The organism is Romboutsia sp. 1001285H_161024_C4, assembly GCF_015550185.1.
Lineage (GTDB): Bacteria > Bacillota > Clostridia > Peptostreptococcales > Peptostreptococcaceae > Romboutsia_C > Romboutsia_C hominis.
In genome coordinates this window covers 170,777-195,871 of the sequence record NZ_JADNAJ010000005.1, presented here as the reverse complement: position 1 = coordinate 195,871, position 25,095 = coordinate 170,777, and the positions used below count along the sequence as shown (strand labels likewise).

Here is a 25,095-nt window from a genome sequence, read left to right as displayed (position 1 = left end):
ATGGGGAAAATTATGATTAGTGTGGCATTATTAGGAAATCCTAATGTTGGTAAGACTACTTTATTTAATGGATTAACAGGTCTTAAACAACGTGTAGGCAACTGGCCAGGTGTAACTATAGAAAAAAATAGGGGAATATAAATGATAATATAAAAATTGTTGACTTGCCTGGAATTTATGCAATGGATACTTTTTCTAATGAAGAGAAAATTTCAAAAGAATACTTAGAAAATGATAATGCAGGTGTAATAGTAAATATAGTACATGCATCAAATTTATCTAGAAATCTTTATTTAACAACTCAACTTATGAAATATAAAAAGCCTATAATATTAATAGTTAACATGATTGACATGGCTAAAAATATAGGAATAGAGATAGATTTATGAAAAATAGATAATATAAAGGTCGTATAAAGTATTTTATACGACCTTTTGCCGTAATAAAAGAAGCACTATAGTCTATACTAGATAATAGTATATAGTAAGGACAATAATCTATTATTGTGGTATAATACAGAAAAGTTAAAAAGTGGTTGAGGTGGAATGTATATTAAATTAGAAGATATAAAAGATGAGGTAACAATAGATGTACGATCAAAAGAAGAATTTGAAAAAATGCCATTGTTTAAATATAATGTACCTGTTATAGATGAAAAAGATCATAAACTATTAAAAAAATATATTATGATAGCTTTTCCTATAATACTAATAGGGCTTATAAAAAATAGAAAAAATATTAAAAGAGATTTACTTAGGTTATCTAATAACAAAGAAAAAACAATAGTTTTAGGATGTTCTCAGGGAAGACTTAGAAGTCCAATAGTAGCTTTTTATTCAAGGTGTTTAGGTATAGACACTAAGATATTAGAAGGGGGGATAAAACAATATTTTAAGCCAGTTAAAAAAGGAATAAAAAAATGGTTTAGCATATGATTGTATTTGACATTTATCAATTTAAATACTACTATTTAATTAAATATAAATTCTCCGATTTTGTTAACCTAAGGCTATGCTATGGTTAATAAAACGGTAGGGTATAAATAGAAATGTTTATGCCTCCTGTTGGAAAGGAGAAAAGTGTAGTAACCTTTCCTTTTTATGCGGATTTTTAGCCTATCTAAAAGTATGGTTACTTTTAGATAGGCTTTTTTGGTTACTATAAATAAAAATAGGAGGAGAAATTTATGTATGGATATAATGGAAAAGTATTAAGAGTAAATTTAAGTGAAAAGACTATTGAGGTAGAAAATTTAGATTTAAAATTAGCTAAAAAATATATAGGGGCTAGAGGTCTTGGTGTAAAAACTTTTATTGATGAAGTAGATCCTATGGTAGAACCATTAAGTTCTGAAAATAAGCTTATAATAGCTACAGGCCCATTAACAGCATCACCTATGCCTACAAGTGGAAGATATATGGTAGTAACAAAATCTCCACTTACAGGAACAATAGCTATATCAAACTCAGGTGGAAAGTGGGGAACTAAGCTTAAAAATGCAGGGTATGATATGTTAATAATAGAAGGTAAATCTGATGATAAAGTATACTTATATATAGAAGATGATAAAGTAGAGATAAAAGATGCTAGTGATTATTGGGGAATGGTATCTAGTGAAATAACTGAAAAATTATCTAAAAAGCATAATAAAGCTAATGTACTTTGCATAGGACCAGCAGGAGAAAATTTATCTCTTATATCAGCAATTATGAATGATGTAGATAGAGCTGCAGGTAGAGGTGGAGTAGGAGCTGTAATGGGTTTTAAAAATTTAAAAGCTATTGTTGTAAAAGGTAGCAAAAAGGTAAATGTAGCTAATGAAGAATTAGTTAAGAGGGTAAATGCTGAAAAGGTAAATATACTTAGAAATAATCCGGTTGCTGGAGGGGGGCTTCCAACTTATGGTACTGCAATTTTAGTTAATATAATAAATGAGAATGGAGTTCATCCAGTTAAAAACTTTCAAGAATCATACACTGATAAGGCGGATTTAATTAGTGGAGAGATAATGACTGAAAATACATTAGTTAAAAAACACGCTTGCTATAGATGTCCTATAGCTTGTGGTAGAGTAGTTAAACTTAAAAATGGTAAAGAGGTAGGAGGACCAGAGTATGAAACCCTTTGGTCTTATGGGTCAGATTGTGATGTATATGATTTACATGCTATAAATGAAGCAAATATGCTTTGTAATGAATATGGATTAGATACTATATCAGCAGGAGCAACTATCGCAACGGCTATGGAGCTTTATCAAAGAGGATATATAAAAGACGAAGAAATCAAAGATGACAAACTATCCCTTAACTGGGGTGATGTTGAAGCTGTAGTTAAGTGGACTGAAAAAATGGCTAAAAGAGAAGGATTTGGAGATTTATTAGCAGATGGTGCATATAGATTGTGTGAAAAGTATGATGCAACTCAGTATTCTATGACTGTCAAAAAACAAGAATTGCCAGCATATGACCCAAGAGGAATACAAGGTCATGGTATAACTTATGCAGTTAATAACAGAGGAGGGTGTCATATAAAAGGATATATGATAAATCCAGAGATACTAGGAGTACCTGAAAAATTAAATAAACTAGAAGTAGAAGGCAAACCAGCTTATGCAAAGGTATTTCATGATTTGACTGCTGTTATAGACTCGTTAGGACTTTGTGTATTTACTACCTTTGGACTAGGACTTGATGATTATGTAGATATGTATAATGCAGTATGTGGAGAAATATATACACCTGAAACATTACTTCAAGCAGGCGATAGAATATGGACTTTAGAAAAAATATTTAATTTAAAAGCAGGAATAGATAGTAGTCAAGATACTTTACCAGATAGGCTAATATATGATCCAATTCCAAATGGACCAACTAAAGGTCATGTTCATAGGTTAGATGAACTACTTCCTAAATATTATGAAGTTAGGGGTTGGGATGAAAATGGGATACCATTAGATGAAACATTAAAAGCACTAGGTCTTGAAGAGTATATAGGAAATATATTTGCAAAAAATTAATATATAAATTTATTAAGGGGATAGCATGAAAATAGAGATAAGGTTATTTGCAACATTTAGAGAAGGAAGAGAGAAAAAACAAGTATTAGAAATTGCAGAGGATATGAATATAATTGATATACTAAAAATTTTAAATATAGACAAAGAAGAAGTATCCATACTTTTACTAAATGGTATGGATGGAGGATTTGATAGAAAACTTAAGGACGGGGATATTTTATCTATATTCCCGCCAGTTGGTGGTGGTTGATGAATAAAAGATATGAAAGAAATATAGGAACTTTAACTAAGGTTGAAAATGATAAATTAAAAAATTTTAAAATTTGTATAGTAGGATGCGGTGGCTTAGGTGGATATGTAATAGAAATGCTATCAAGGATAGGTATAGGTTATTTAAAATTAGTAGATGAAGATTCATTTGATATAAGCAATTTAAATAGGCAAATCTTGTGTAATGAAAATAATATTGGGAAAAATAAGGCTATAGAGGCTAAAGAAAGAATAAAATTAATTAATAATAATGTAAACATAGATATAGTTAGTGAGCATTTAGATAGTAATAACTGTGAAAAGATTATAAATAATTGTCATGTAGTTATAGATGCATTAGATAATATAAGCACTAGATTTATACTTCAAAGATATTGTGAAGCCTTAAATATACCACTAATTCATGGTGCTATAAGTGGATGGTATGGTCAAGTTAGTACTATATATCCAGGAGATAATAATCTAGATTATATATATAAATATAAAAAAGAAACAGATAATAAATTAAGCAATCCTTCTTTTACCCTAGGTCTAGTGGCATCTATACAAGTTAGTGAAGCTATAAAGGTGTTACTTAATAAAGGTGAAATATTAAGAAACAAAGTACTTTTTATAGACTTATTATATGGCGAATATAATATTATAGAGATAGATAAAACATATTAGATTAAATATTTGTAAATATAAATATTAAAATTAAATAATGAAAAAGAAAATATCCTGTAAATTGAATTAAAAAATTTCATTTTATAGGATATTTTTATATAAAATATAAAAAAGTTTGACATAAAACTATTTTTTAGTATACAATTAGTTTGATGACAAACTATTTATAAATAATAAGCAATTATATTTAAATTAGTGATAATACTATAACATATGTATATAGTATAATTATATAAAACATCAAAAGGAGAAGTAAAATGGCAAATTTAGACCTTATATACAATCGTAAGAGTGTAAGAAAATTTAAAGATGAAGAAGTACCAAAAGAAGACATATTAAAAATGCTAGAAGCAGCAACAGAAGCCCCATCTCCAAAGCATCAACAAAACTGGCACTTTGTAGTACTTACTAACCGTGAAGTAATAAATGAAATGGCTGATATAGTAACTAAAAGCCATGAAAAAATAGGTGAATTAGCAAAAACTGAAAAAGATAGAAAAATACATATGAGTGTAATTAAATATTATACATGCTTTAAAAATGCTCCAGTAGTAATAATGGTATATGGATCAGAATATAAAATGATAGAATATAAAATATTAAAAGAAAATAACGCACCTCAAGAAGTGTTAGATGTTTTAGTATCTCCTCAATCAGCAGCTCAAGGAATAGGTGCAGCAGTTGAAAACTTCCTATTAGCAGCAACAGAAATGGGATATGGAACTTGCTATATGACAGGACCTACTCATGCAAAAACTGAAATAGAAAAGTTAATAGGATTTGATAAACCAGGATTTGAATTAATGTCTATGATATCTTTAGGTGTAGCTGAAGAAAATACACCTCCTAAGCCACCTCGTAAACCACTTGAAGAAGTAGTTACATTTATAGACTAATTAAAAAAGTGTCTCTTATAGAGGCACTTTTTATATATACTTATCATTTTCAATTTTAAAATTAGAACTAAGTTTTCTAAGTAATCTAAGAAATTCTTCTTTTTCTTCTTTTGTAAAGTCTTTATAAGCAGTTTCTTTAACTTGAGATGATATAAAGTTAAATTTATCTTCAATATTTTTTGCTTTTTGAGTCAAACTTATATAAGTAACGCGCTTATCCTTAGTACATTTTTCTTTTTTTACATATCCTAAATCTATAAGTTTATTTACTAAAGAAGTAACTGTTGACTTATCTTTACCAATTTTTTTTGAAATTTCTTTCATAGTGAGCTTTTTATCACTTTCATAAAGCGCAGTTAGTATATTGCCATGAGTTGGTATTAAGTCAGTTAAGTCATTTTCTTTTAATTTATTTTCTATGAATTTTATCATATTAGCTTTTGTTCTACTAATAAAATAAATAATGTATTTATCTTTCATTTTAGTTCTCCAATCTAGAGGAAATTATAATAATCTCTATTTATATATAATATCATATTTACCCATATTTTTTTATAAAACATAGAATTTTACAATATATAGTCTAAAAAATGACATAATATTTAATTCTACAGTGATATAATTAACATTAGGGGAGGGGGTAACTGATGAGAAAAATTCTATACATAAACTTAAAAAACGAAAAGGTAAAGTCAGTGCATCAGTATGACGAACACAAAATAAATTTAAGTAATAATAATTTAGTATTTGAAGCTCCATCTTTAGCAGGTTATGGTGTAGTTGGACTCAACAAACTTAAGGTATATGATAAAAATTCTTTATCTCAAACTGGAGGTCATTTTGCACATTTTATGAAATGTAATGGGTATGATTTTTTAGTGTTTGAAGGAGAAAGTGATACACCTATATATTTATATATAGATAAGGAAAGTGTAAAAATAAAAGAAGCAAGTCACCTAATAGATAAAGATTATGATAAAGTTGTTGAGTCTATAAAAGAAGAATTAAGTACTAATGAATTAGAAATCGCATCAATAGGATTGGCATCAGTTAAAAAAATAGATTTCTCTAAAATAATATTTAGAAATAATAAATCTTGTGGAAAAAATGGATTAGGAAAATTAATGGCAGATAAAAATATAAAAGCTATAGTACTAAAGAAACAAGAAAATTTAATACCATACGATATATCAACATTAAAAAAATATAATGATTCTATAGCTAGAAAAATAACTAATAAGTCAAATATTAATTGGTATGATGAGAATAATACTTGTTATGGATGTTGTCTAAATTGTAAAAATACATCTTTGAGCAAAATAAAAGGATACGGATTTAGCGAAAAAGAAGCAAGCGATATAAATAATATATCAAACTTTTATGGATTAGACAGTATAACATTAGCTAGAGGAATAGACACATACAAAAAGACTTTTGATACAGAAATAGTAGATTTAGAAAATTTTATTGAAGATATTATAAATAACTATTCGTATTATAAACCATTATTTATAAATGAAGGTAAATTTTTTAAGAAAAATAAAACATTACAAGAATGTGAAAAGCTAGGTTTTTGCAAACTTTTAATGGAAAAAGATATTTTAAATGATAAAGATAAAAAAATACTAGCAAAATCAATACTTGGAGTTAGTATTGCTATTTAATGTTATTAAAAGGGGATAGTTATGAAATTATTTGATGTAACAACAGTAGATAAAGTATTAGAAATAATGAAAAATAAATTTAAAAAAGATATAATTTCTGAGAAAGTAAGTTTAATAGATGGCTTAAATAGATATATATCAGATGATATTAAATCAAATATAAATGTACCTCACTTTAGAAAATCATTAGTAGATGGATATTCAGTATTATTTAATGATGTATTTTTAGCTAGTGAATCAAATCCTGTATGCTTAAAAAAAATAGACGAAAGTTATATGGGAAAAATTTGTAATACTTTATTAGAAGAAGAAACTTGTGTGTATACTCCAACAGGTGCTATGGTACCAAAAAATTCACAGGGAGTTGTAATGATAGAATATTGTGAAGTGTTAAATGAAAAAGATATACTCATACAAAATTCTATATCATTTAATGAAAATATAGTAGAGGTCGGAGAAGACATAAAAGAAAATGAAGTATTATATGAAAAAGGACATCTTATAAATGAAAGAGATATTGGAGTATTAGCAGGAGCTAATATAAAAGAAGTAGATGTTTATGAAAAACTTACTGTTGGTATAATATCAACGGGAGATGAAATATTAGATATAAGTGAAGATATAAAAGAAGCTAAGATAAAAGATATAAATGCATACATACTATATGGTCAATTAAAAAACATAAATTTAAATCCTATCATATACCCATCAGCAAAAGATAATCTTAATGACATAATAAATTTAATCCAAAAAGCTCTCAATGAATGTGACATAATTTTAATATCGGGAGGAAGCTCTGTAGGTAAAAAAGACGAAACATTAAAAGCAATAGAAAGCTTTGAAAATAGTGAAGTCTTAGTAGAAGGTATAGCTATAAAACCAGGAAAGCCAACTATAATAGCAAGTATATGTAATAAATTGGTAATGGGACTTCCAGGTCATCCTTTATCTTGTGCCTTTGTAATAGAGGCAATATTTAAGAAATATATAAAAAGTTTATATAATATAGATAAGGAAGAATATACACTTTGTGAATTTACATACAACTATCATAAGGCTAAAGGACGAGAAGAATATTTAGGTGTAAATATAGAGAAAAAAGACAATAGGCTAGTATGTGTACCTATATTTTCAAAATCAAGTACTATAAAGCAGTTTGCAAAGTGTGATGGATATGTAAAAATCGATAGAGAATTAGAAGGTATAAAAAATGGAGATATAGTTAAAGTATATACTTTTTAAAGATTTAATCATAGTAAATATAGGGGGAAGGATATGAAGGGATATCTATCTAATATTTCATTAGAAGAAGGATTAAAAAAATATATTAATGAAATATTAAGTCTAAAAAAAATAGATACTAAATTTATAGATGTAGATAAATGTTTAAACAAAGTTACAAGTGATGCTGTTTTTGCAAAGTTATCATCTCCATTTTATAACTGTTCTGCAATGGATGGAGTAGCAGTAAAATCAAAACTTACATTTATGGCTAATGAACAAAATATAATAACTTTAAAAGAGGATAAAGAATATATAGAAGTAGATACAGGAGATCCTATACCTAAGGAATTTGATGCAGTTATAATGGTAGAGGATTTATTAGAGAAAAAGGATGGACAAATAAAAATTTATAAACCGGCAATTCCTTGGCAGCATATAAGATGCTTAGGGGAAGATATAGTTGAAACAGAGATGATAGTTCCAAGCTTTCATAAAATAAGACCTCAAGATATAGCATCTATGATAAGTGCAAAGGTAGATAAAGTAAAAGTATTTAAAGATTTTAAGGTAGGAATTATACCAACAGGAACAGAATTAATAGATAGATATAAAACACCTGAAATCGGAGATATTATAGAATTTAACTCTAAATTATTTGAAGGGCTTATACTAGAGTATGGAGCAACACCTGTTGTTTATCCAATAGTAGAAGATAATTATTATAAAATAAAGCAAAGTGTGCTATTAGCACTAAGTGAGTGCGATATGGTACTTATAAACGCAGGCTCATCACAAGGTAGAGAAGATTATACATATGACATAATAGAAGAATTAGGAAAAGTAGTGATACATGGAATAGCTATAAAACCTGGAAAACCTGCAATACTTGGATATGGTCAAAATAAACCTATAATAGGAATACCGGGATATCCTGTATCTGGATGGGTTGTAATGGAAAACATAGTAAAAGAAGTAATATCAAAACTTACACATAAAGAGATAGAAAAAAGGAATGTTATAAGGGCAAGACTTACAAAGAGAATAATGAGTTCATTAAAGTATAAAGAATTTGTAAGAGTTAAAGTAGGAAATATAAATAATGAATATGTCGCTACGCCTATAAAAAGAGGAGCGGGAACTGTAACTAGCTTAGTACATGCTGATGGAGTTATAACAATACCTCAAAATATAGAAGGAATAGAAGAAGGTAGCTATGTAGATGTACAACTATTGAATGATATAAGCAAAATAGAAAAAACAATAGTATCTATAGGAAGTCATGATATAGTTATGGATCTAATAAATAATGAGTTGACTAAAAAAACTGAAGGAAAATTTAAGCTTAGTTCAACTCATGTTGGTAGTTTTCAAGGAATATTGTCTATAAAAAAGGATGAGTGCCATATAGCTCCAATACATTTATTTGATGTAGACTGTGAAACTTATAATAAATCTTATGTAAAGAAATATATAGATGAAGATGTATCTATAATAAAACTTGTAAATAGAACACAAGGTTTAATAGTTAAGAAAGGGAATCCACTTAATATAAAAGGAATTAAAGATTTGGTTAATATACGATATATAAATAGACAAAAAGGTTCTGGAACTAGAGTGTTATTTGATTATTTACTAAAAAAAGAAAACATAAAAAAGAGTGATATAAAAGGATATGAAAGGGAAGAATTAACTCATATGTCACTAGCCAAAGCAATACAAAATGATGATTGTGATTGTGGATTAGGTGTATATTCAGCAGCTAAAGTATTTGATTTAGATTTTATACCTATATGTGAAGAAGAATATGATTTACTTATTAAAACTGAATACCTAGAACTTGAGTTTATAAAAAATCTACTCGAAGTAATAAAAGACAATAAATTTTTAAAAAATGTTAAAAGTTTAGGCGGATATAATACTAATAATACAGGTGAAATAATAAGTTTATAAAAAATAGGTAAAAAGCAATTAATTGCTTTTTACCTATTTTTTTACTTTAAAGATTATATATTTATATTTTACTTTACATATTCATCTCCATTTATAACAATCGAGCTAGTATTGCTATTATCGAGTATTGCATCAAAAGGTTGGCTATTTTTGCCGTTTATGTGTATATCACCTTGAACATACACTCTATCTCCATTTTTATGCATAGAATTAGGGGATATATTATACTTGCTGTTTATAGATAATACACTAACTATATCTTTTTCTAGAATTTCAGAATAAGTTTTGAATTCTTTATCAGAAACAGCAATATTAGTTTGTTTATTAATTGATAAAGGTCTTCCAGTTGGACCGATCTTACCTTTTAAAAGAGTTGTATCTATAAAAAATATCAAACTAAAGAATAATACTATAGAAAGTATAATGAAAAATATTTTATTATTCTTGATAAAATTAACACTTTTTTCTTTTTTCTTTTTAAACCTAGGATAAGGAATGACTTTACCATAGACATTAGACTTATTATCAGGCTTTATATTATTGTTTTTATCATTATCTCTTTGCTTAAATGGAATGGTCTTATTAACTGTAGTTTTCACATTCATCCCCCTTTTTTTATATCCCCTCAATATAATAGTAGTACTTGGAGAAGAAATAAACAATAAAATAAAGGCAAGATAATATTACAAACATGAATAGTTTTCCTCAAATTGCAACAATGATAATCCTTAAAATTCAAATATTTTTAAAAAATACATAAAGATTAGACAAAATATAGTATTTAAATAAATTATAAAAAACAGAACAAAATATACATAGAAAAATAAAAAATAATATTAATATCAAAAAATGTATATTTGCTATTGCTAAGAACGGTTGTTTGGTATATAATCTAAAATGTAAGAAAAGTAAAGGAACGATTGTTTTAAAATTAAAATATATAAATAATTTAAAAAATAGTAATATTTAAAAAAGTTTAAAAATATAATGAGATATAAAGATTTTAAAAAGGAGTGTTACTAAGGATGATAACTACTAGAAATATAAAGGAGATAACATTATCTAATTTAAAAAATGGGGAAGTAAGTTTAAGTGAGTTAAATGAATTGTATAATAGAACAGGATTTATATTTATAGGTAGTAAGGGAAGGTTTACAAAAATTCAAAAGGAAATTAAGCATTAAAAAATAACCTAGCTTAGCTGATAACATGTCTAAGCTAGGTTTTAATATTTTATAAATAAGTGTAATTAAGGAGGCTTTGGTATGAAAATGGTAACATATAATATACATAAGGCTAGTGATTTAAATAATAAAAACACTTTAAATAAGATAACTAAATACTTAAAGAGCAAAGAATTTGATGTTATTTGCCTACAAGAAGTTTTGTATCCACAGTTTGCGAAGTTAAAACAAAACTTAAATATGGATGGAGTATTTTGTGCAAATATTATAAATCAAAATATGATGTATGGTATATGCACTTTTTCAAAATATGAAATAGACGTACACGAACACGTGTTGCTAACTAGTAAAAAAGAACAAAGAGGATTTTTATATACAAACGTATTTTCTAAAAATGGAAAGTTTAATATTATAAATACCCACTTAGGATTAGATAAAAACGAAAGGTATATTCAGATAAATGAGATATTAAATTACTCAAATAAACTACCGAATAAGATTATAATATGCGGAGATTTAAATGAGAAAAATTTAAGTATAAATACGTATAATGATGTAGCTATTTATACAGGAAATTTCCAAAAAGGAACATTTATAAAAAATGATGCTAGAATAGATTATATATTCTCAGACAAACTAATAACTATAGATGATTATTATATAGATAAGATAGACTATTCAGATCATTATCCAATAATCTGTAAATTCAGATAAAATGTAACAATAAAGTTACACATTTTATTCTAATCTTGTTTGAAAAAATTTAATCAAATATAATTTAATTACAATTTAAAATGAGGTGGAGTAATGAGTAAAGAAAAAAAGTCATCTAGGTCTTATAGACTTAAAGAGAATAAAAGAAAGACATCTATTATATCTAGTATAGGGTTAATATTTATACTTGGAATTATGATTAATTATTTTAATAAAAATTGTATTTATAATGATAAAATAGCAAAAAACATATATATAGAAAATGTAGATGTATCTAATATGACAAAAGAAGAAGCTATTAAAGTTGTAGATGAAAATATATCACCACGTGACATAAATCTTTTGTATGAAGATAAATCATATAAGATATCTCCAAATGATATAGATCTAACTTATGATACAAAAAATGTAATTGATAAAGCTTATAACTATACTAAAACTGATAGTTACATAGAAAACATAAAACGATATTTATCACTTAGAAAGGATAAAAAAGAGTTCAATATAAATTCTAATTACAATGAGGCTAAGCTTAGTGAAAAAATACAAAATATATCAAAAGATATAAATGTTGATATGATTAATGCGAAAGTTTATATATCAAATTATGGAGGAATTAGTACATCACCATCAACAATTGGTAAAGAATTAGACATAGCAAACACTAAAGATGTAATATTAAATAATATAAAGAATAAAAACTATAGTGATATAAATTTAAAGGTAAATATAAAAAAACCTCATGTTAAAACTGAAGATGCTAAAAGTGTAAATACTTTATTAGGAGAATTTACAACTAAGTTTTCTACATCTTTAACTGGGAGAGTACAAAATATAAGAGTAGCGGGAAATAAAAGTAGTGATGTACTTTTAATGCCTGGTGAAGAATACTCATATAATGAATATACAGGGGTGAGAAATAAGGCTAATGGATATAAGGATGCACCTGTTATTATAAATGGAAAGCTAGAAGATGGATTAGGTGGAGGCGTATGTCAAGTTTCTACTACTTTATATAATGCAGTTTTAGAATCTGGGCTTAAGCTAATTTCAATAACTAATCATTCCTTATTATCAACTTATGTTCCAATAGGTAGAGATGCTATGGTAAATGACGGTGGAACTGATTTTAGATTTAAAAATCAATATAACCATCCTGTATATGTGAAAACCGTAGTAGGAAATGGTACTTTAACTTGTAGGATATATGGAAATGATAGTGATAAAAAAAATATAGAAATATATGTAGAGGCATTTAAACAAAATGGTTTAGATGCATCAAAAACTTATAGAAAATATAAAGATTCAAATGGAAATGTAATAGATACAGAGTACATTCATAAAAGTGTATATAAAAAACCTAATAAATAAAAAAAGCCTATGTATTTTCATAGGCTTTTTTTTCATAAGTTAATATAAAATATCATATTATAGAAGGAATAGAAGTATATATGGTTGAAAATATTAAAACAGTTAAATTTTAATAGGGGGTAATACTTTGGTAAATATAATTATAAATGATACTAAAGTTAGTGTTAAAAAAGGAACCACAATTTTTAATGCTTGTAAAAGTATAGGAATAGAATTGCCTAACTTTTGTAATGATGAAAGATTAAATCCAAGCGGACTATGTAGAATGTGTGTAGTAGAGATTAAAGGAAGTAAAAATTTAGAAGTAGCTTGTGGAAAAATAGTAAAAGAAGGAATGGAAATATTAACAAATAGCAAGAAAGTACAAAGCGCAAGAAAAGAAATATTAGAACTTATGATATCAGACCATCCATTAGAGTGCACAACATGTGCAAGATCAGGTTCATGTAAATTACAAGACTATTCAAGTATATATCTAAATAATTTCAAACCTAAATATGACAACCAGCCTAAGAAATTGCCTATTGATGACAGTAATCCATTTTTTTATTATGACCCAAATAAATGTATTCTTTGTAAAAAATGCGTAAGAGTATGTGAAGAATTACAAGAAGTGAGTGCTATAAGTTCAGTTGATAGAGGTTATGAAACTGAAATTACTCCATTCTTTAGAGAAAATTTAAATGAATCAAGTTGTGTATCTTGTGGTAATTGTGTATCAATTTGTCCAGTAGGAGCACTAGTTCCTAAAAATGCAGATTTTTACAACACTAAAAAAGTGAAGACTACTTGTTCTTATTGTGGAGTGGGATGTCAATTAGAGTTACAAGTTAAAGATGATAAGGTAGTAGGATCTCAACCAGTATTTGGTGAAGTAAATGATGGACTACTGTGTGTTAAAGGTAAATTTGGATACAAATTTATAAATCATGAAGATAGACTTAAAAATCCACTAATAAAAGTTGGTGAAAAATTTGAAGAAGTTACTTGGGAGAAAGCATATGACTACATATTAGAAAACTTTAATAAAACGAAGAAAGTTTATGGTAGTGATGCTTTTGCAGGGCTATCTTCAGCAAGATGTAGTAATGAAGAAAACTATTTATTCCAAAAAATGATAAGAGGAGTAATGGGAACTAATAATGTAGACCATTGTGCTCGACTCTGACATTCCTCAACAGTTGCAGGTCTTGCAACTACATTAGGTAGTGGTGCTATGACAAATAGCATTGAAGAGGTAAGTAATTTAGAATCTATATTTGTAATAGGCTCTAATACAACAGAAAATCATCCTGTTATAGGAGCGAAAATAAAACAAGCAGTAAGTAAAGGAGCGAAATTAATCGTAGCAGACCCAAGAAAAATAGAGCTAGCTAAAAGAGCTGATGTATTTTTACAGATAAATCCTGGAACAAATGTAGCCTTATTAAACACTATGATGAATGTTATAATATCTGAAAATTTACAAGATGATGAATATATAAAAGAAAGAACTGAAAACTATGAAGCTTTAAAAGAATTAGTTAAAGATTATACACCTGAGGAAGGTGCTAGAATATGTGGAGTAGATAAAGATGATATTATAAAAGCTGCTAGAATATATGCAACTAATGACAGTGCAACATTTTACTCTATGGGTATAACTCAACATTCAACAGGAACCCAAAATGTAATGAGTATATCAAATTTAGCACTTTTATGCGGTAATTTAGGAAAAGAATATACTGGAGTAAATCCACTTAGAGGCCAAAACAATGTGCAAGGTGCATGTGATATGGGAGCTTTACCGAATGTATTTACAGGATATCAAAGTGTATTAAATGAAGATATTGTTAAAAAATTTGAAAATGCATGGGGAGTAAAATTGCCTAATAAGGTAGGTTTAACAGTTCCAGAGATAACTAATGCTATAGGACATGGCGATATAAGGTTTTTATATATAATGGGTGAAAATCCTATGATATCAGACCCAGATATAAATCATATAAAAAAGGCTCTAGAAAAACTAGATTTCTTGGTTGTACAAGATATATTCTTAACTGAAACAGCAGAACTTGCAGATGTAGTTTTACCTGCTGCATCTTTTGCAGAGAAAGATGGAACATTTACAAATACGGATAGAAGAGTTCAAAGAATAAGGGAAGCTATAAAGCCTGTATATAATTCAAAACCTGATTGGGTTATATTGATGGAGATCATGAATAAATTAGGATATGATAAAACCTATGAATCTCCAAAAGAAATAATGAAAGAGATTAGTGAATTAACACCATCATACGCTGGAATAACTTATGAAAGAATAGAAATGAAAGGATTACAGTGGCCATGTACCAACATTAATCATGAGGGAACTAAAATATTACATACAGATAAATTTGCAAAAGGTAAAGCAACATTTGTTCCTTGTGATTATACATTAAGTTTTGAAGGTTTAAGTGAAGAGTATCCATATACATTAGTTAATGGAAGGATATTATATCATTATCATACCAGAACAATGACAGGTAAGGTAGAGGGTCTTAATGAAAAGGCACCACATTCATATATAGAAGTAAATCCAATAACAGCCAATAAGCTAGGATTTAAAGAAAATGAAAAAATAAAGGTATCTTCAAAGCGTGGAGAAATAGAAACTTATGTAAGAATAACTGATATAGTTGATGAAGATGTATTTTTTATGCCTTTCCACTTTGCTGATGGAGCTGCAAATTATCTTACTAATACTACATTAGATAAGGTGAGTAAAGTACCAGATTTAAAGGTATGTGCTATAAAAGTAGAAAAAATAAGAAATAAAGAATTAGCACATGCTTAAAATATAGTAAATAAGGATATAAATTAATTTATATCCTTATTTTTAAAACACTACTTTAATATAAAGGTGATTAATATGGATAATCTAAATACAGCTATAATACTAGCTGGCGGAAAAAGTAGTAGAATGGGGTTTGATAAGCAATTTTTAGTAATCAATGAAAAGAGATTAATATTAGATATTGCTAAAAAGCTTAAAAAACACTTTAAAGAAATAATAATAGTGACTAATAAAAAAGAGTATTATAAAGATTTAGGGTACAAAGTTGTAGAGGATGAAATAAAGGGTATGGGACCACTGGCAGGAATAAGTGTAGGGCTTAAAAATAGTAGTAGTTTATATGCTTATATAATAGCTTGTGATATGCCTGTCTTAGATGATAATTATATAAAATACATTAAAGCAATGGTCAATAAAGACATAAAAGATAAAAAGGAATCTCATATTTATATATCTATATTAAATGATAAAATACAGCTTTTTCATGGTGCTTATAAAAAAAAATTAGGATATGAAATGAAAGATTATATATTAAACTCAAATAGAAAATCTATAATAAGCTTTTTTGAAAGAAATAATAAAAATGTGTATTATGTTAAAGAAGATGAATTTAAAAATAATAAATTTAATGAAAATATGTTTACAAACTTAAATACAAGAGAAGAACTAGATTCTTATAAAAAGGAAATATATAGCTATGGATGTGGTTAAAAAATATAAAATAAAAAGATACATAAATGGGGAATTAATAGAAGTTGATGATGATATAGTGGTAGAGTATTTATTTACTATATATATAAACGAATATGAATATATAACACTAATATGTACTCCAAGTTCATTACTACATTTAGCAGTAGGATTTTTGTATTCAGATGAGATAATAACTTCATATAATGATATTAATAGCATTAATGTATTTGAAAAAGAAGGATATGTAGATATAAAAATAGTTAATAAAAACAATATAAATAATAAGTTAAATGAAAAAAGAGCTATAACTAGTGGTTGTGGTAAAGGGAGTATATATTATAAGTCTTTAAAAAAGTTAAAAATAAAACTTGATGATACTTTAAATATAGATAAGTTAGATTATAAAAATATAAATAAGCTTATAAATAAATTTAATGAAAAATCAGAAGTATTTAAAAATACTGGTGGGGTACATAGTGTAGCTCTTAGTAATTTTAAAGAGATATTATTTTTTAAAGAAGACATAGGAAGACATAATGCATTAGACAAGGTAATAGGGAAGTGTTTAGTAGATAATATAGATATAAATAATAAATTAATACTTACAAGTGGAAGAATAACATCTGAAATAATATTAAAATGCTTTAATTTAAATTTAAAATATATAGTATCAAGATCAGCTATAACTGATATGGCTATGAAATTATCAAAAGAATTAGGTATTAAAGTAATAGGCTTTGCAAGGGGAGAAAAAATGAATATATATAATGATTAGTAACATTATTATATATGCTTTATTAATACCGTTTTTTGAAAAAATAAGTATATTGATATAATAAAGGTATTAATAATATTTTAAATTTATTGACTTAAAAAATATATATAAAAATTATAACATTATTATAACTACAGTATATGGTATAAAAATATAAAAGGTAAACTTAAAATATTTGCTGAAAATACTAGAATAAAATTTTCTAGTATTTTTTATATTTTTATAAAAAAGTTAAAACTTTTTACTAAAACCCAGAGTCTAATAAATGTAATCAGAAATGAAAGTAAGAAGGGAGTAAAAAAGTGGATGAAGTAATACTAGCCGAAAAGGCAATAAAAGGTGATAAAGAAGCTTTTGAGAAATTGATAAATATATACTCAAAAAGACTATACAAGGAAATATATATAAGGTGTAAATATGAGGAAGATGCAAAGGAAATATTTCAAGAAACAGTATATAAAGCATACAAGAATATACAAAAATTAAAAGAGCCTAAGTATTTTAAAACTTGGATAAGTAAAATACTTATAAACACAACAAATGATTATTTAAGAAAAAATGGGATGATAGATTTAGGACATAATGAAAATTCATATACAAAAGAAGTTTTAATAGATGATAAGATTGAAACAAAAATAGATTTATACAATGCTATAGATGAATTAGAAGATAAATATAAAGATGCAATTATACTTAGATATATAGAAGATTTAAAGGTAGAAGAAATATCAAATATACTAGACCGTCCTATTAATACTATAAAAACTCATCTAAGAAAAGCAATAAAAGATATGAAAAGTATATTAAAGGAGGGCTATGGGAATGAGTAAAAAAAATAAAGTTGAAGATAATTTAATTGATATAGATATAGATATAAAAGACATAGATAAAGAAATTAATGATTTTTACATAGATAAAGAAAAAATAGAGTCAATTGAAGTTCCAAGTGACTTAAATATTTTAATAAAAAATGCCATAAATAATGCAGAAAAAGATATTAAGATAAAAAAAATCAAAAGGAAATTTATGTATATAGCCGCAAGCCTAGGGATTATATTATCTGTTGGTATATATAACCCTGTGCTTGCACACAAGTTACCACCAGTTAAAAATTTCTTCCAAACTATAAATGACACTTTACAAGTAGATGAAATTGCATCTTTTATAGGAGTAGATAAATATATACCAAAAGCTAAGTTAGATGAAAATGGTAGTATAAAGTTTGAAGTAGTAGAAACTACAGAGTACAAGGTAAATAAAACAGATGAAGACTTAAATAAAGAACTTAAAATTTCAGATAAAGAAAAAAATGAAGATATAAAAGAGGAAGATAACGTACAAGTAAATAATTTATATATGCCAAATAGTGAATATCAAAGCATACAGTTTATACATGAAATGGCAAATAGTATTATAAAAGCTATAGATGATAGAAAGTATGGGATGGTAGAGATAACACCTGAAAGTGTAGATATAGCCATAACTTCTTTAGGATATATAAAAGATAATGGTGTTAAGGAATATCTAAATAGACAATTATTAAATTGGAAAAAAGGTGATTTTGATAATGCAGTAGAAGTTCATAACTATGTATGGAATATACTAGGAGGAGAGGTTGGAAAGGCAATAGCTATAAAGCATGATGAGGTAAATAAAATAAAATCTAAATATTTTAAATAGGGGGGATTTTTATGGGGGGATTAAAAAAAATACTTATATTATTAGGGGTAATTATTATGATTACATTATTGTTTGTAGGATGTAGTAATGAAAGTGAAGTAAAACAAATTATAGATAGTTTTACTAAGGATTTAAACGATAGAAAGTTTGATAAATTATATGAAAATATATCTATTAAATCCAAGAAGGAGATATCCTATGAAGAATTTACAAATAGATATGAAAAAATTTATGGCTCAATAAACGCAAGAGATATAAATATAAAAATAAAAGAGATTGATAAAGATTTAAAAATATTAGCATCTATGAGTATAAACACTATCGTAGGCAAATTAGATTATGATAATTTAAATATAAATTTAGTTAAGGAAGATGATAGATATAAAATACTATGGGATGAAAGTTTAATACTACCTAATATGAAAAAAGGAGATTTAGTAAGAGTAGAAACCAAAAAGGCCACTAGGGGAAAAATATTAGATAGAAACGACGAAGAACTAGCAATTGACTCTAATGTAAATTCAGTTTATATACATCCAGAAGTATTTAATAAAAACAAAATAGAAAATATAGACAAGGTAGCAACAATACTAGATATAAGCAAAGAATATATAGAAGATACAATAAAAGATAAGCCAAGTAGCCAGTTAGTACATTTATTAAATGTATCACCGTACGAAAATGATAGAATAAATAATTTGAAATTAATAGAAGGCATTAGTATAAAAGAAGAAGTGTCTAGAGTATATAAAAATAGTGAAGCTTTGGGAAATTTAATTGGATATATAGGAAATATAACAAAAGAAGAATTAGAAAAAAGTAAAGGATATTCACAGACTAGTAAGATTGGAAAAGCAGGATTAGAACAAATATATGAAGATAGACTAAGAGCAATTGATGGAGTAGAGGCTTATCTAAAAAGAGGAAATGAGAAAATAGAAATAGGCAAAGTAAATCAAAGAAATGGAGAAGATATAAAGTTATCTATAGACTCTAAACTTCAAGATAGTATATACAATGAATTAAAAGGAGATAAAGGAGCTTCTATAGCAATTAATCCTCTAAATGGAGAAGTATTAGCTATGGTAAGTTCTCCATCTTATAATTCTAATACACTGGTTACATACAAGACTAAAGAAATAGCTAATAAGTGGGAAAATCAAAATAATATACAGTTTGAAAATCGAGCTAATGATTCATACTCTCCAGGGTCAACTATAAAACTAATTACATCTAGTATTGGATTAGAAAGTGGAGTTATAAATCCTAACGAATACATGGATATAAAGGGGGAGAGTTGGCAAAAGGATAGTAGTTGGGGGAATTATAGCGTAACAAGAGTAAAAGATACAAAAAGACCTGTTAATCTATACGATGCAGTAAAATATTCTGATAATATATACTTTGCAGATAAGGCTATAAAATTAGGAGAAGAAGATTATATAAAAGGTCTTAAAAAATTTGGAATAGGAGAAAAAATTACTTTTGAATATCCTATGCAAAACTCTCAAATATCTAATAATGGGAAATTAGACAATGAAATTCTTTTAGGAGATACAGGATATGGTCAAGGGGAAATTTTAATGACACCACTAGATGTTGTACTTTCTTATAGTGCTTTAGTTAATGATGGAAATATAATGATACCAAGACTTGTTATAAGTGAAAACAAAGAAAGTAAAGTATATAAAAATGCTATAGATAAGAAATATATAGAAGAATTAAAAAAATGCTTTAAAGGTGCTATAAACGATGAAGATTCAACTGGATATCTTGCTAAAATAGAAGGTAAAAATATAATGGGGAAAACTGGAACTGCTGAAATTAAAAATAGTAAAGATGATAATAGCGGTATTAATAATGGATGGTTTGTTGCAGTAAATGAAGATGACCCCAAAATAGCTATATCTATGATAGTAGAGAATATAAATAAATCTACTAGTGAATATGTAGTACCTAAGGTTAAGAATATACTAAATTATTACTTAAACTAAAAGTATATATAAAATTAATTAGTTTTTTATATTAATAATTTAAACTAGATTAAGGAAAGATATTAATAATCAAAATATAAAATATTAATATGAGGGATTAGCTAATGATAAATATAATAAAAAGAGATGGAACAAAAGAGAGCTTTGATAAAAGTAAGATATATAATGCTATTTATAAATCAACTATAAATAGCAAGTTTGATGAAGATAAAGAGTTAGCTATAGATATAGCTAACAAGATAGAAAAAAGTTTAATTAATACAAATAAACCTATAAACGTAGAAGAAATACAAGATATGGTAGAGTTATATCTTATGGAATCAAATAGAAAAGATGTAGCTAAAAAGTACATATTATATAGAGAAAAAAGAGCAAATATAAGATATTCTAAGTGGAAAATGGAAGAGCTTCAAAAGTCTATATGGTCAAACAAATATCAATATAATAATGAAAGCTTTGATGAGTGGCTAGTAAGAGTATCTGGAGGAAATAAAAAAATAGAAAAGCTTATAAGAGAAAAGAAGTTTTTATTTGCAGGAAGAATACTTGCAAATAGAGGTCTTAATAAGTATGGTATAAAAGTAACCTACTCTAATTGTTATGTATTATCTAGACCAAAAGACAATATAGAGTCTATATTCGATACTGCAAAATATTTAGCTAGAACATTTAGTTATGGAGGAGGAGTAGGAATTGATATATCAAATTTAAGACCAAGAGGATCAAGGGTATATAATGCAGCAAAGACTACTACAGGGGCTGTATCATTTATGGATCTTTACTCTATGACAACTGGTCTTATAGGCCAAAGGGGAAGAAGAGGAGCTCTTATGATATCAATGGATGTTAATCATCCTGATATAGAAGAGTTTATAGATATAAAAACAAATTTAGAAAAAATTACTAAAGCAAATATATCAGTTAGAATAAATGATGAGTTTATGAGAGCTGTAGAAAATAAAGAAAAGTTTATTTGTAAATTTTTAGTAAAGGAAACTGATGAAGTTATAAATAAAGAAGTAGATGCATATAGTTTATTTATGAAACTCATACAAAATAATTGGGATTATGCAGAGCCAGGTATCTTATTTTGGGATAATATTAATAAAAATCACTTACTAAGTGAAGATAAAAATTTTAGATATGAAGGTGTAAATCCCTGTGCAGAAGAGCCATTACCAGCTGGAGGAAGCTGTTTACTAGGTTCTATAAATTTAGCTGAGTTTGTAGTTGAGCCATTTACAAAAAAAGCAGTTTTTGATTTTAATAAATTTAAGTCAACTGTACGTGATTGTGTTGTAGGATTAAATGAAGTGTTAGAAGAAGGTCTTAATCTTCATCCTCTAGATATACAAAAAGAGAGTGTAAAAAATTATAGACAAATAGGTTTAGGTGTTATGGGAATAGCGGATATGCTTATAAAGTTAAATTTAGTATATGGAAGTGAAAATTCTATAAACTTATGTGAAAGGTTATCAAAGATTATGTTAAATGAGGCCTTAAAGCAATCAGCAATTCTTTCAAGGGATTATGGAAGTTATGAAAAATATGATGAAGAAGCAGTTTTTAGTTCTAATTTCTTCAAAGAAAATGTTGATGATGATGTTAAGAATTTAATTAGGAAATATGGGCTTAGAAACTCTCAATTATTGACAATACCACCTACAGGCTCTATATCAACTATGCTTGGTATAAGTGGTGGTATAGAGCCAATATTTAACTTATCATACATAAGAAAAACAGAAAGCTTGCATGATGAGGATGTATATTACAAGGTATATACTCCTATAGTAAAAGAGTATATGGATGAATATAATATAGTAAATGAAAAAGATTTACCAAACATATTTGTAACCGCTATGAAGTTAAATCCAGAGGATAGAATAAGAATGCAAAACGCATGGCAAAAACATATAGATGCATCTATATCATCTACAATAAATCTATTTCATGAAGCTACTGTAGATGATGTGTACAATATTTATATGAGTGCTTGGAAAAATAATTTAAAAGGGATAACTATATACAGAGATGGTTGTAAGAGAAGTGGGATATTGGTTAATGAAAAGCCAAAAGATGATAAAAAAGAAAATTTATATGCAGATACAATAGAAAATGAAAAATTTATATGTCCAGAGTGTAAAAGTGAATCTATAATACCATCAGGTGGATGCGGGGTATGTTTGCAATGTGGGTATAGTAAGTGTAACTAATAAAAAGAAATTTTAGCAAATAAATATAATTATAAAATAAATAACGAGGAGATATAGGGGGAGATTCCATGTTAAAATTTATTAAAGAAATAGTAGATGGGTTTATGCGTGGGCAAATGTTGGGATATAGCAGATGAAATATAAAAAAAGAGCTATCTTTATATAAAGATAGCTCTTTTTTTGTTGTATATTTATGTATTTCTGGTTAACTATTTTAAAGAGATGAAAGTATATATTTTACACTTTGAGACTTTAACATATCTCTTAACTTTTCTCTATGGCTTAGAAATTTAAAGTACAAGTCTTCTGAAGGTTTAGGATCACCATATACTCTCCAATATTTAGTGTTATGAAACTTATAACTACCATAACCCATAAATCCTACTACATCTTTAAGTGGATATCCTAAAAATATACCTATTTCATCTGGGAAATCATCTCCCTCTAATTTGTTTATCAAGTGATTAAGGTATAAATCTGTATCTAAATTAGATGGATAACCTAAATATTTTAAAAAGTTATGGATTTTTTTATTATTTAATTGAGTAGATAAGGAGTCTTTATTTATAAATAATAGTTTAAGTCCCTTTTCTTTTTTATCTATTATTATATAATTAATTTTTTTACATAATTTAAAGTGATTTTTTATATCGTTTATTTTATTATCTTTATTTTTATCAAAACTAGGTATACTAAGTATTTCACAAGGCTTAGAACCCATAAGTACAGGACCTAGTATTTCTAATAACCATTTTATATATGATGAATTTATATTAGTTTTACATGAATAACAGTTCAAAACTATCAACTCCTAATGAAAATTATTATCAATTAATTATATTATAGAATAAATGATAATCAATTTCAATGATAAATTTTATTAATTAATAATTTTTAGTATTGAAAATATCACGTTTAGTATTAGGTATAAACATTTTATTATCGTTATATAACTTAAATTAAATGCAAATTTTATTACAATATTCTTACTAAAAGTTTGTTCAAAAATTATAAAAATAATACAGAAATATAGATTAATTTTTATGGCAATTATGGTAAAATAAGAAATTTAAAATGTTAAATTTTTTATAATAATATTTAAGATTTAGTAAATAATAGTAGAGTAAATAATTACATAAAGAAAAATTGGAGGTAAAATATGAAACTAAAAAAACTTATGACAATAGGACTTTCATTAATGTTATCACTTGGAGTAGTAGCATGTAATAACAATGGAAAAAATGCGAACGAAAATACAAAAGGTACAAAAGTAGAGACTCCAACAGGAGATAATACTTCTGTAAGAGATAATGATTATGTAACTCAGTACTCAAGATTTTATGGAGATTATATGAATGATTTAAATAATTATAAAGTTTACTTATCTCCACAAAGTGTATCTAAGTACTATGAAACAAATGAGTACCCAGGAAATGAAAAATATTTATCTAATGTAAAAGAAGCATATAAAGATGCAAGAGATAAAACTCAAGCTTTTGTAAATAATTTAAAAAATGATGTAAAAACAGATGATAAAGAATTAGATAAAATGAATAAAGATCTTATAAGAGAAGGCGAAAAAACTATAGATAATATAGATACAAAATTAAAAAATTTAGATAAAATATCAAAAGAAGATTTAAGTAAGTCAAAAGAAGACTTTATGAGAGTTGTAGATGAAGCAACAAAAACAGATAAAGGTGAAAAAAACCAATTTGAAAAATTATTAGAAGATATGAATAGATCATTAGGAATAGATACTAGTAAATATAACAATACTAATAATAACAATACTAATAATAACAACAATAATAATAACAATAACAATATTAATAAAAATGATAATGTTAAAAAGTAATTTTAATAAAAACATCTATAAATCTTTATAGATGTTTTTTTATTAATACATATAAATTTATATAATTAATTTTTCGGATAGAGTAAAAGAGTACTTCTTAGAAGTACTCTTT

General features: G+C 26.3%; 24 protein-coding genes and 1 riboswitch. Of the genes, 21 read left to right on the top strand and 3 right to left on the bottom strand.

The annotated features are described in order from the left end of the window. Positions 1 to 12 precede the first annotated feature (12 nt). The 7 genes from I1959_RS15795 (at position 13) to I1959_RS10425 (ending at position 4,848) form a co-directional block, all read left to right on the top strand. Positions 13 to 141 carry a FeoB small GTPase domain-containing protein gene (locus I1959_RS15795; RefSeq protein WP_330383726.1) on the top strand — a complete coding sequence of 43 codons (129 nt, stop codon included), beginning with the start codon at positions 13 to 15 and terminating at the stop codon, positions 139 to 141. Positions 142 to 164: 23 nt separating this feature from the next. After that, entirely contained in the window at positions 165 to 389 is a 225-nt protein-coding gene (locus tag I1959_RS10450; protein WP_334298506.1) for a FeoB small GTPase domain-containing protein, read from the top strand. Positions 390 to 545: 156 nt separating this feature from the next. Then, a complete protein-coding gene (locus tag I1959_RS10445; protein WP_092925228.1) occupies positions 546 to 935 on the top strand; it encodes a rhodanese-like domain-containing protein in 390 nt (129 codons plus the stop codon). Between the two features lie 40 nt (positions 936 to 975). After that, positions 976 to 1,091: riboswitch (molybdenum cofactor riboswitch) on the top strand. 95 nt (positions 1,092 to 1,186) lie between these two features. After that, entirely contained in the window at positions 1,187 to 3,016 is a 1,830-nt protein-coding gene (locus I1959_RS10440; RefSeq protein WP_195238243.1) for an aldehyde ferredoxin oxidoreductase family protein, read from the top strand. A gap of 25 nt (positions 3,017 to 3,041) precedes the next feature. Further along, positions 3,042 to 3,266: a MoaD/ThiS family protein gene (locus I1959_RS10435; protein WP_166505623.1), complete on the top strand. Its 225-nt coding sequence runs from the start codon at positions 3,042 to 3,044 to the stop codon at positions 3,264 to 3,266. Then, positions 3,266 to 3,952, top strand: coding sequence for a HesA/MoeB/ThiF family protein (locus tag I1959_RS10430; protein ID WP_195238242.1), 687 nt, complete (start codon positions 3,266 to 3,268; stop codon positions 3,950 to 3,952). Before I1959_RS10435 ends, I1959_RS10430 begins: the two co-directional genes overlap by 1 nt. Positions 3,953 to 4,209: 257 nt before the next feature. Further along, positions 4,210 to 4,848: a nitroreductase family protein gene (locus tag I1959_RS10425; RefSeq protein ID WP_092925236.1), complete on the top strand. Its 639-nt coding sequence runs from the start codon at positions 4,210 to 4,212 to the stop codon at positions 4,846 to 4,848. 30 nt (positions 4,849 to 4,878) lie between these two features. On the opposite strand, the gene I1959_RS10420 is transcribed toward I1959_RS10425, so the two are convergent. Continuing rightward, positions 4,879 to 5,328, bottom strand: coding sequence for a MarR family winged helix-turn-helix transcriptional regulator (locus I1959_RS10420; RefSeq protein WP_092925238.1), 450 nt, complete (start codon positions 5,326 to 5,328; stop codon positions 4,879 to 4,881). A 167-nt stretch (positions 5,329 to 5,495) separates the two neighbouring features. On the opposite strand from I1959_RS10420, the gene I1959_RS10415 reads away from it, so the two are divergent. Genes I1959_RS10415 through I1959_RS10405 form a run of 3 tightly spaced genes read left to right on the top strand, consistent with a single transcriptional unit; the run spans position 5,496 to position 9,686 of the window. Then, a complete protein-coding gene (locus tag I1959_RS10415) occupies positions 5,496 to 6,512 on the top strand; it encodes an aldehyde ferredoxin oxidoreductase N-terminal domain-containing protein (protein WP_195238241.1) in 1,017 nt (338 codons plus the stop codon). A 21-nt stretch (positions 6,513 to 6,533) separates the two neighbouring features. Beyond that, a complete protein-coding gene (locus I1959_RS10410; RefSeq protein WP_195238240.1) occupies positions 6,534 to 7,754 on the top strand; it encodes a molybdopterin molybdotransferase MoeA in 1,221 nt (406 codons plus the stop codon). Between the two features lie 33 nt (positions 7,755 to 7,787). After that, positions 7,788 to 9,686, top strand: a complete 1,899-nt coding sequence (locus I1959_RS10405; protein WP_195238238.1) for a molybdopterin biosynthesis protein — start codon at positions 7,788 to 7,790, stop codon at positions 9,684 to 9,686. A 68-nt stretch (positions 9,687 to 9,754) separates the two neighbouring features. Here I1959_RS10405 and I1959_RS10400 read toward each other — a convergent pair whose 3' ends face one another. After that, entirely contained in the window at positions 9,755 to 10,285 is a 531-nt protein-coding gene (locus I1959_RS10400; RefSeq protein ID WP_092925246.1) for a hypothetical protein, read from the bottom strand. Positions 10,286 to 10,711: 426 nt separating this feature from the next. Here I1959_RS10400 and I1959_RS10395 point away from each other — a divergent pair, with 426 nt between their 5' ends. The 10 genes from I1959_RS10395 (at position 10,712) to I1959_RS10350 (ending at position 23,125) form a co-directional block, all read left to right on the top strand. Continuing rightward, entirely contained in the window at positions 10,712 to 10,870 is a 159-nt protein-coding gene (locus tag I1959_RS10395) for a hypothetical protein (RefSeq protein WP_092925248.1), read from the top strand. An 81-nt stretch (positions 10,871 to 10,951) separates the two neighbouring features. Beyond that, on the top strand, positions 10,952 to 11,584 hold the full coding sequence (locus I1959_RS10390) for an endonuclease/exonuclease/phosphatase family protein (RefSeq protein ID WP_195238236.1): 633 nt from the start codon (positions 10,952 to 10,954) through the stop codon (positions 11,582 to 11,584). Between the two features lie 93 nt (positions 11,585 to 11,677). Beyond that, on the top strand, positions 11,678 to 12,955 hold the full coding sequence (locus I1959_RS10385; RefSeq protein ID WP_195238234.1) for a VanW family protein: 1,278 nt from the start codon (positions 11,678 to 11,680) through the stop codon (positions 12,953 to 12,955). Between the two features lie 127 nt (positions 12,956 to 13,082). Next, a complete protein-coding gene (gene fdhF / locus I1959_RS10380) occupies positions 13,083 to 15,770 on the top strand; it encodes a formate dehydrogenase subunit alpha (protein ID WP_166505618.1) in 2,688 nt (895 codons plus the stop codon). 75 nt (positions 15,771 to 15,845) lie between these two features. Next, complete coding sequence (locus I1959_RS10375; protein ID WP_166505617.1) at positions 15,846 to 16,481, top strand: molybdenum cofactor guanylyltransferase; 636 nt, start codon at positions 15,846 to 15,848, stop codon at positions 16,479 to 16,481. Beyond that, positions 16,468 to 17,238 carry a formate dehydrogenase accessory sulfurtransferase FdhD gene (fdhD, locus tag I1959_RS10370; protein WP_092925258.1) on the top strand — a complete coding sequence of 257 codons (771 nt, stop codon included), beginning with the start codon at positions 16,468 to 16,470 and terminating at the stop codon, positions 17,236 to 17,238. The genes I1959_RS10375 and fdhD overlap by 14 nt, the downstream gene beginning before the upstream one ends. 302 nt (positions 17,239 to 17,540) lie before the next feature. Continuing rightward, on the top strand, positions 17,541 to 18,068 hold the full coding sequence (locus tag I1959_RS10365) for a sigma-70 family RNA polymerase sigma factor (protein WP_092925260.1): 528 nt from the start codon (positions 17,541 to 17,543) through the stop codon (positions 18,066 to 18,068). Next, positions 18,061 to 18,918 (top strand): DUF6241 domain-containing protein, encoded by an 858-nt coding sequence (locus I1959_RS10360; RefSeq protein ID WP_195238232.1) that lies wholly within the window; start codon positions 18,061 to 18,063, stop codon positions 18,916 to 18,918. Before I1959_RS10365 ends, I1959_RS10360 begins: the two co-directional genes overlap by 8 nt. 11 nt (positions 18,919 to 18,929) lie before the next feature. Beyond that, positions 18,930 to 20,912, top strand: coding sequence for a penicillin-binding transpeptidase domain-containing protein (locus I1959_RS10355; RefSeq protein ID WP_195238230.1), 1,983 nt, complete (start codon positions 18,930 to 18,932; stop codon positions 20,910 to 20,912). 104 nt (positions 20,913 to 21,016) lie between these two features. Continuing rightward, on the top strand, positions 21,017 to 23,125 hold the full coding sequence (locus tag I1959_RS10350) for an adenosylcobalamin-dependent ribonucleoside-diphosphate reductase (protein WP_195238228.1): 2,109 nt from the start codon (positions 21,017 to 21,019) through the stop codon (positions 23,123 to 23,125). A 214-nt stretch (positions 23,126 to 23,339) separates the two neighbouring features. Here I1959_RS10350 and I1959_RS10345 read toward each other — a convergent pair whose 3' ends face one another. Then, positions 23,340 to 23,924, bottom strand: coding sequence for a DUF3793 family protein (locus tag I1959_RS10345; protein ID WP_243240033.1), 585 nt, complete (start codon positions 23,922 to 23,924; stop codon positions 23,340 to 23,342). Between the two features lie 360 nt (positions 23,925 to 24,284). Between I1959_RS10345 and I1959_RS10340 the strand changes: the two genes are divergently transcribed. Next, positions 24,285 to 24,983: a hypothetical protein gene (locus I1959_RS10340; protein ID WP_195238218.1), complete on the top strand. Its 699-nt coding sequence runs from the start codon at positions 24,285 to 24,287 to the stop codon at positions 24,981 to 24,983. Positions 24,984 to 25,095: the final 112 nt, after the last annotated feature.

Bases quoted from the DNA above. Each gene is read 5' to 3' on its own strand.
- I1959_RS10390 (WP_195238236.1), top strand. From the start codon at position 10,952: ATGAAAATGGTAACATATAATATACATAAGGCTAGTGATTTAAATAAT.
- I1959_RS10445 (WP_092925228.1), top strand. From the start codon at position 546: ATGTATATTAAATTAGAAGATATAAAAGATGAGGTAACAATAGATGTA.
- I1959_RS10340 (WP_195238218.1), top strand. From the start codon at position 24,285: ATGAAACTAAAAAAACTTATGACAATAGGACTTTCATTAATGTTATCA.
- I1959_RS10420 (WP_092925238.1), bottom strand. From the start codon at position 5,328: ATGAAAGATAAATACATTATTTATTTTATTAGTAGAACAAAAGCTAAT.
- I1959_RS10385 (WP_195238234.1), top strand. From the start codon at position 11,678: ATGAGTAAAGAAAAAAAGTCATCTAGGTCTTATAGACTTAAAGAGAAT.
- fdhD (WP_092925258.1), top strand. From the start codon at position 16,468: ATGGATGTGGTTAAAAAATATAAAATAAAAAGATACATAAATGGGGAA.
- I1959_RS10350 (WP_195238228.1), top strand. From the start codon at position 21,017: ATGATAAATATAATAAAAAGAGATGGAACAAAAGAGAGCTTTGATAAA.
- I1959_RS10405 (WP_195238238.1), top strand. From the start codon at position 7,788: ATGAAGGGATATCTATCTAATATTTCATTAGAAGAAGGATTAAAAAAA.
- I1959_RS10440 (WP_195238243.1), top strand. From the start codon at position 1,187: ATGTATGGATATAATGGAAAAGTATTAAGAGTAAATTTAAGTGAAAAG.
- I1959_RS10430 (WP_195238242.1), top strand. From the start codon at position 3,266: ATGAATAAAAGATATGAAAGAAATATAGGAACTTTAACTAAGGTTGAA.
- I1959_RS10410 (WP_195238240.1), top strand. From the start codon at position 6,534: ATGAAATTATTTGATGTAACAACAGTAGATAAAGTATTAGAAATAATG.
- I1959_RS15795 (WP_330383726.1), top strand. From the start codon at position 13: ATGATTAGTGTGGCATTATTAGGAAATCCTAATGTTGGTAAGACTACT.
- I1959_RS10415 (WP_195238241.1), top strand. From the start codon at position 5,496: ATGAGAAAAATTCTATACATAAACTTAAAAAACGAAAAGGTAAAGTCA.
- I1959_RS10360 (WP_195238232.1), top strand. From the start codon at position 18,061: ATGAGTAAAAAAAATAAAGTTGAAGATAATTTAATTGATATAGATATA.
- I1959_RS10375 (WP_166505617.1), top strand. From the start codon at position 15,846: ATGGATAATCTAAATACAGCTATAATACTAGCTGGCGGAAAAAGTAGT.
- I1959_RS10395 (WP_092925248.1), top strand. From the start codon at position 10,712: ATGATAACTACTAGAAATATAAAGGAGATAACATTATCTAATTTAAAA.
- I1959_RS10355 (WP_195238230.1), top strand. From the start codon at position 18,930: ATGGGGGGATTAAAAAAAATACTTATATTATTAGGGGTAATTATTATG.
- I1959_RS10435 (WP_166505623.1), top strand. From the start codon at position 3,042: ATGAAAATAGAGATAAGGTTATTTGCAACATTTAGAGAAGGAAGAGAG.
- I1959_RS10425 (WP_092925236.1), top strand. From the start codon at position 4,210: ATGGCAAATTTAGACCTTATATACAATCGTAAGAGTGTAAGAAAATTT.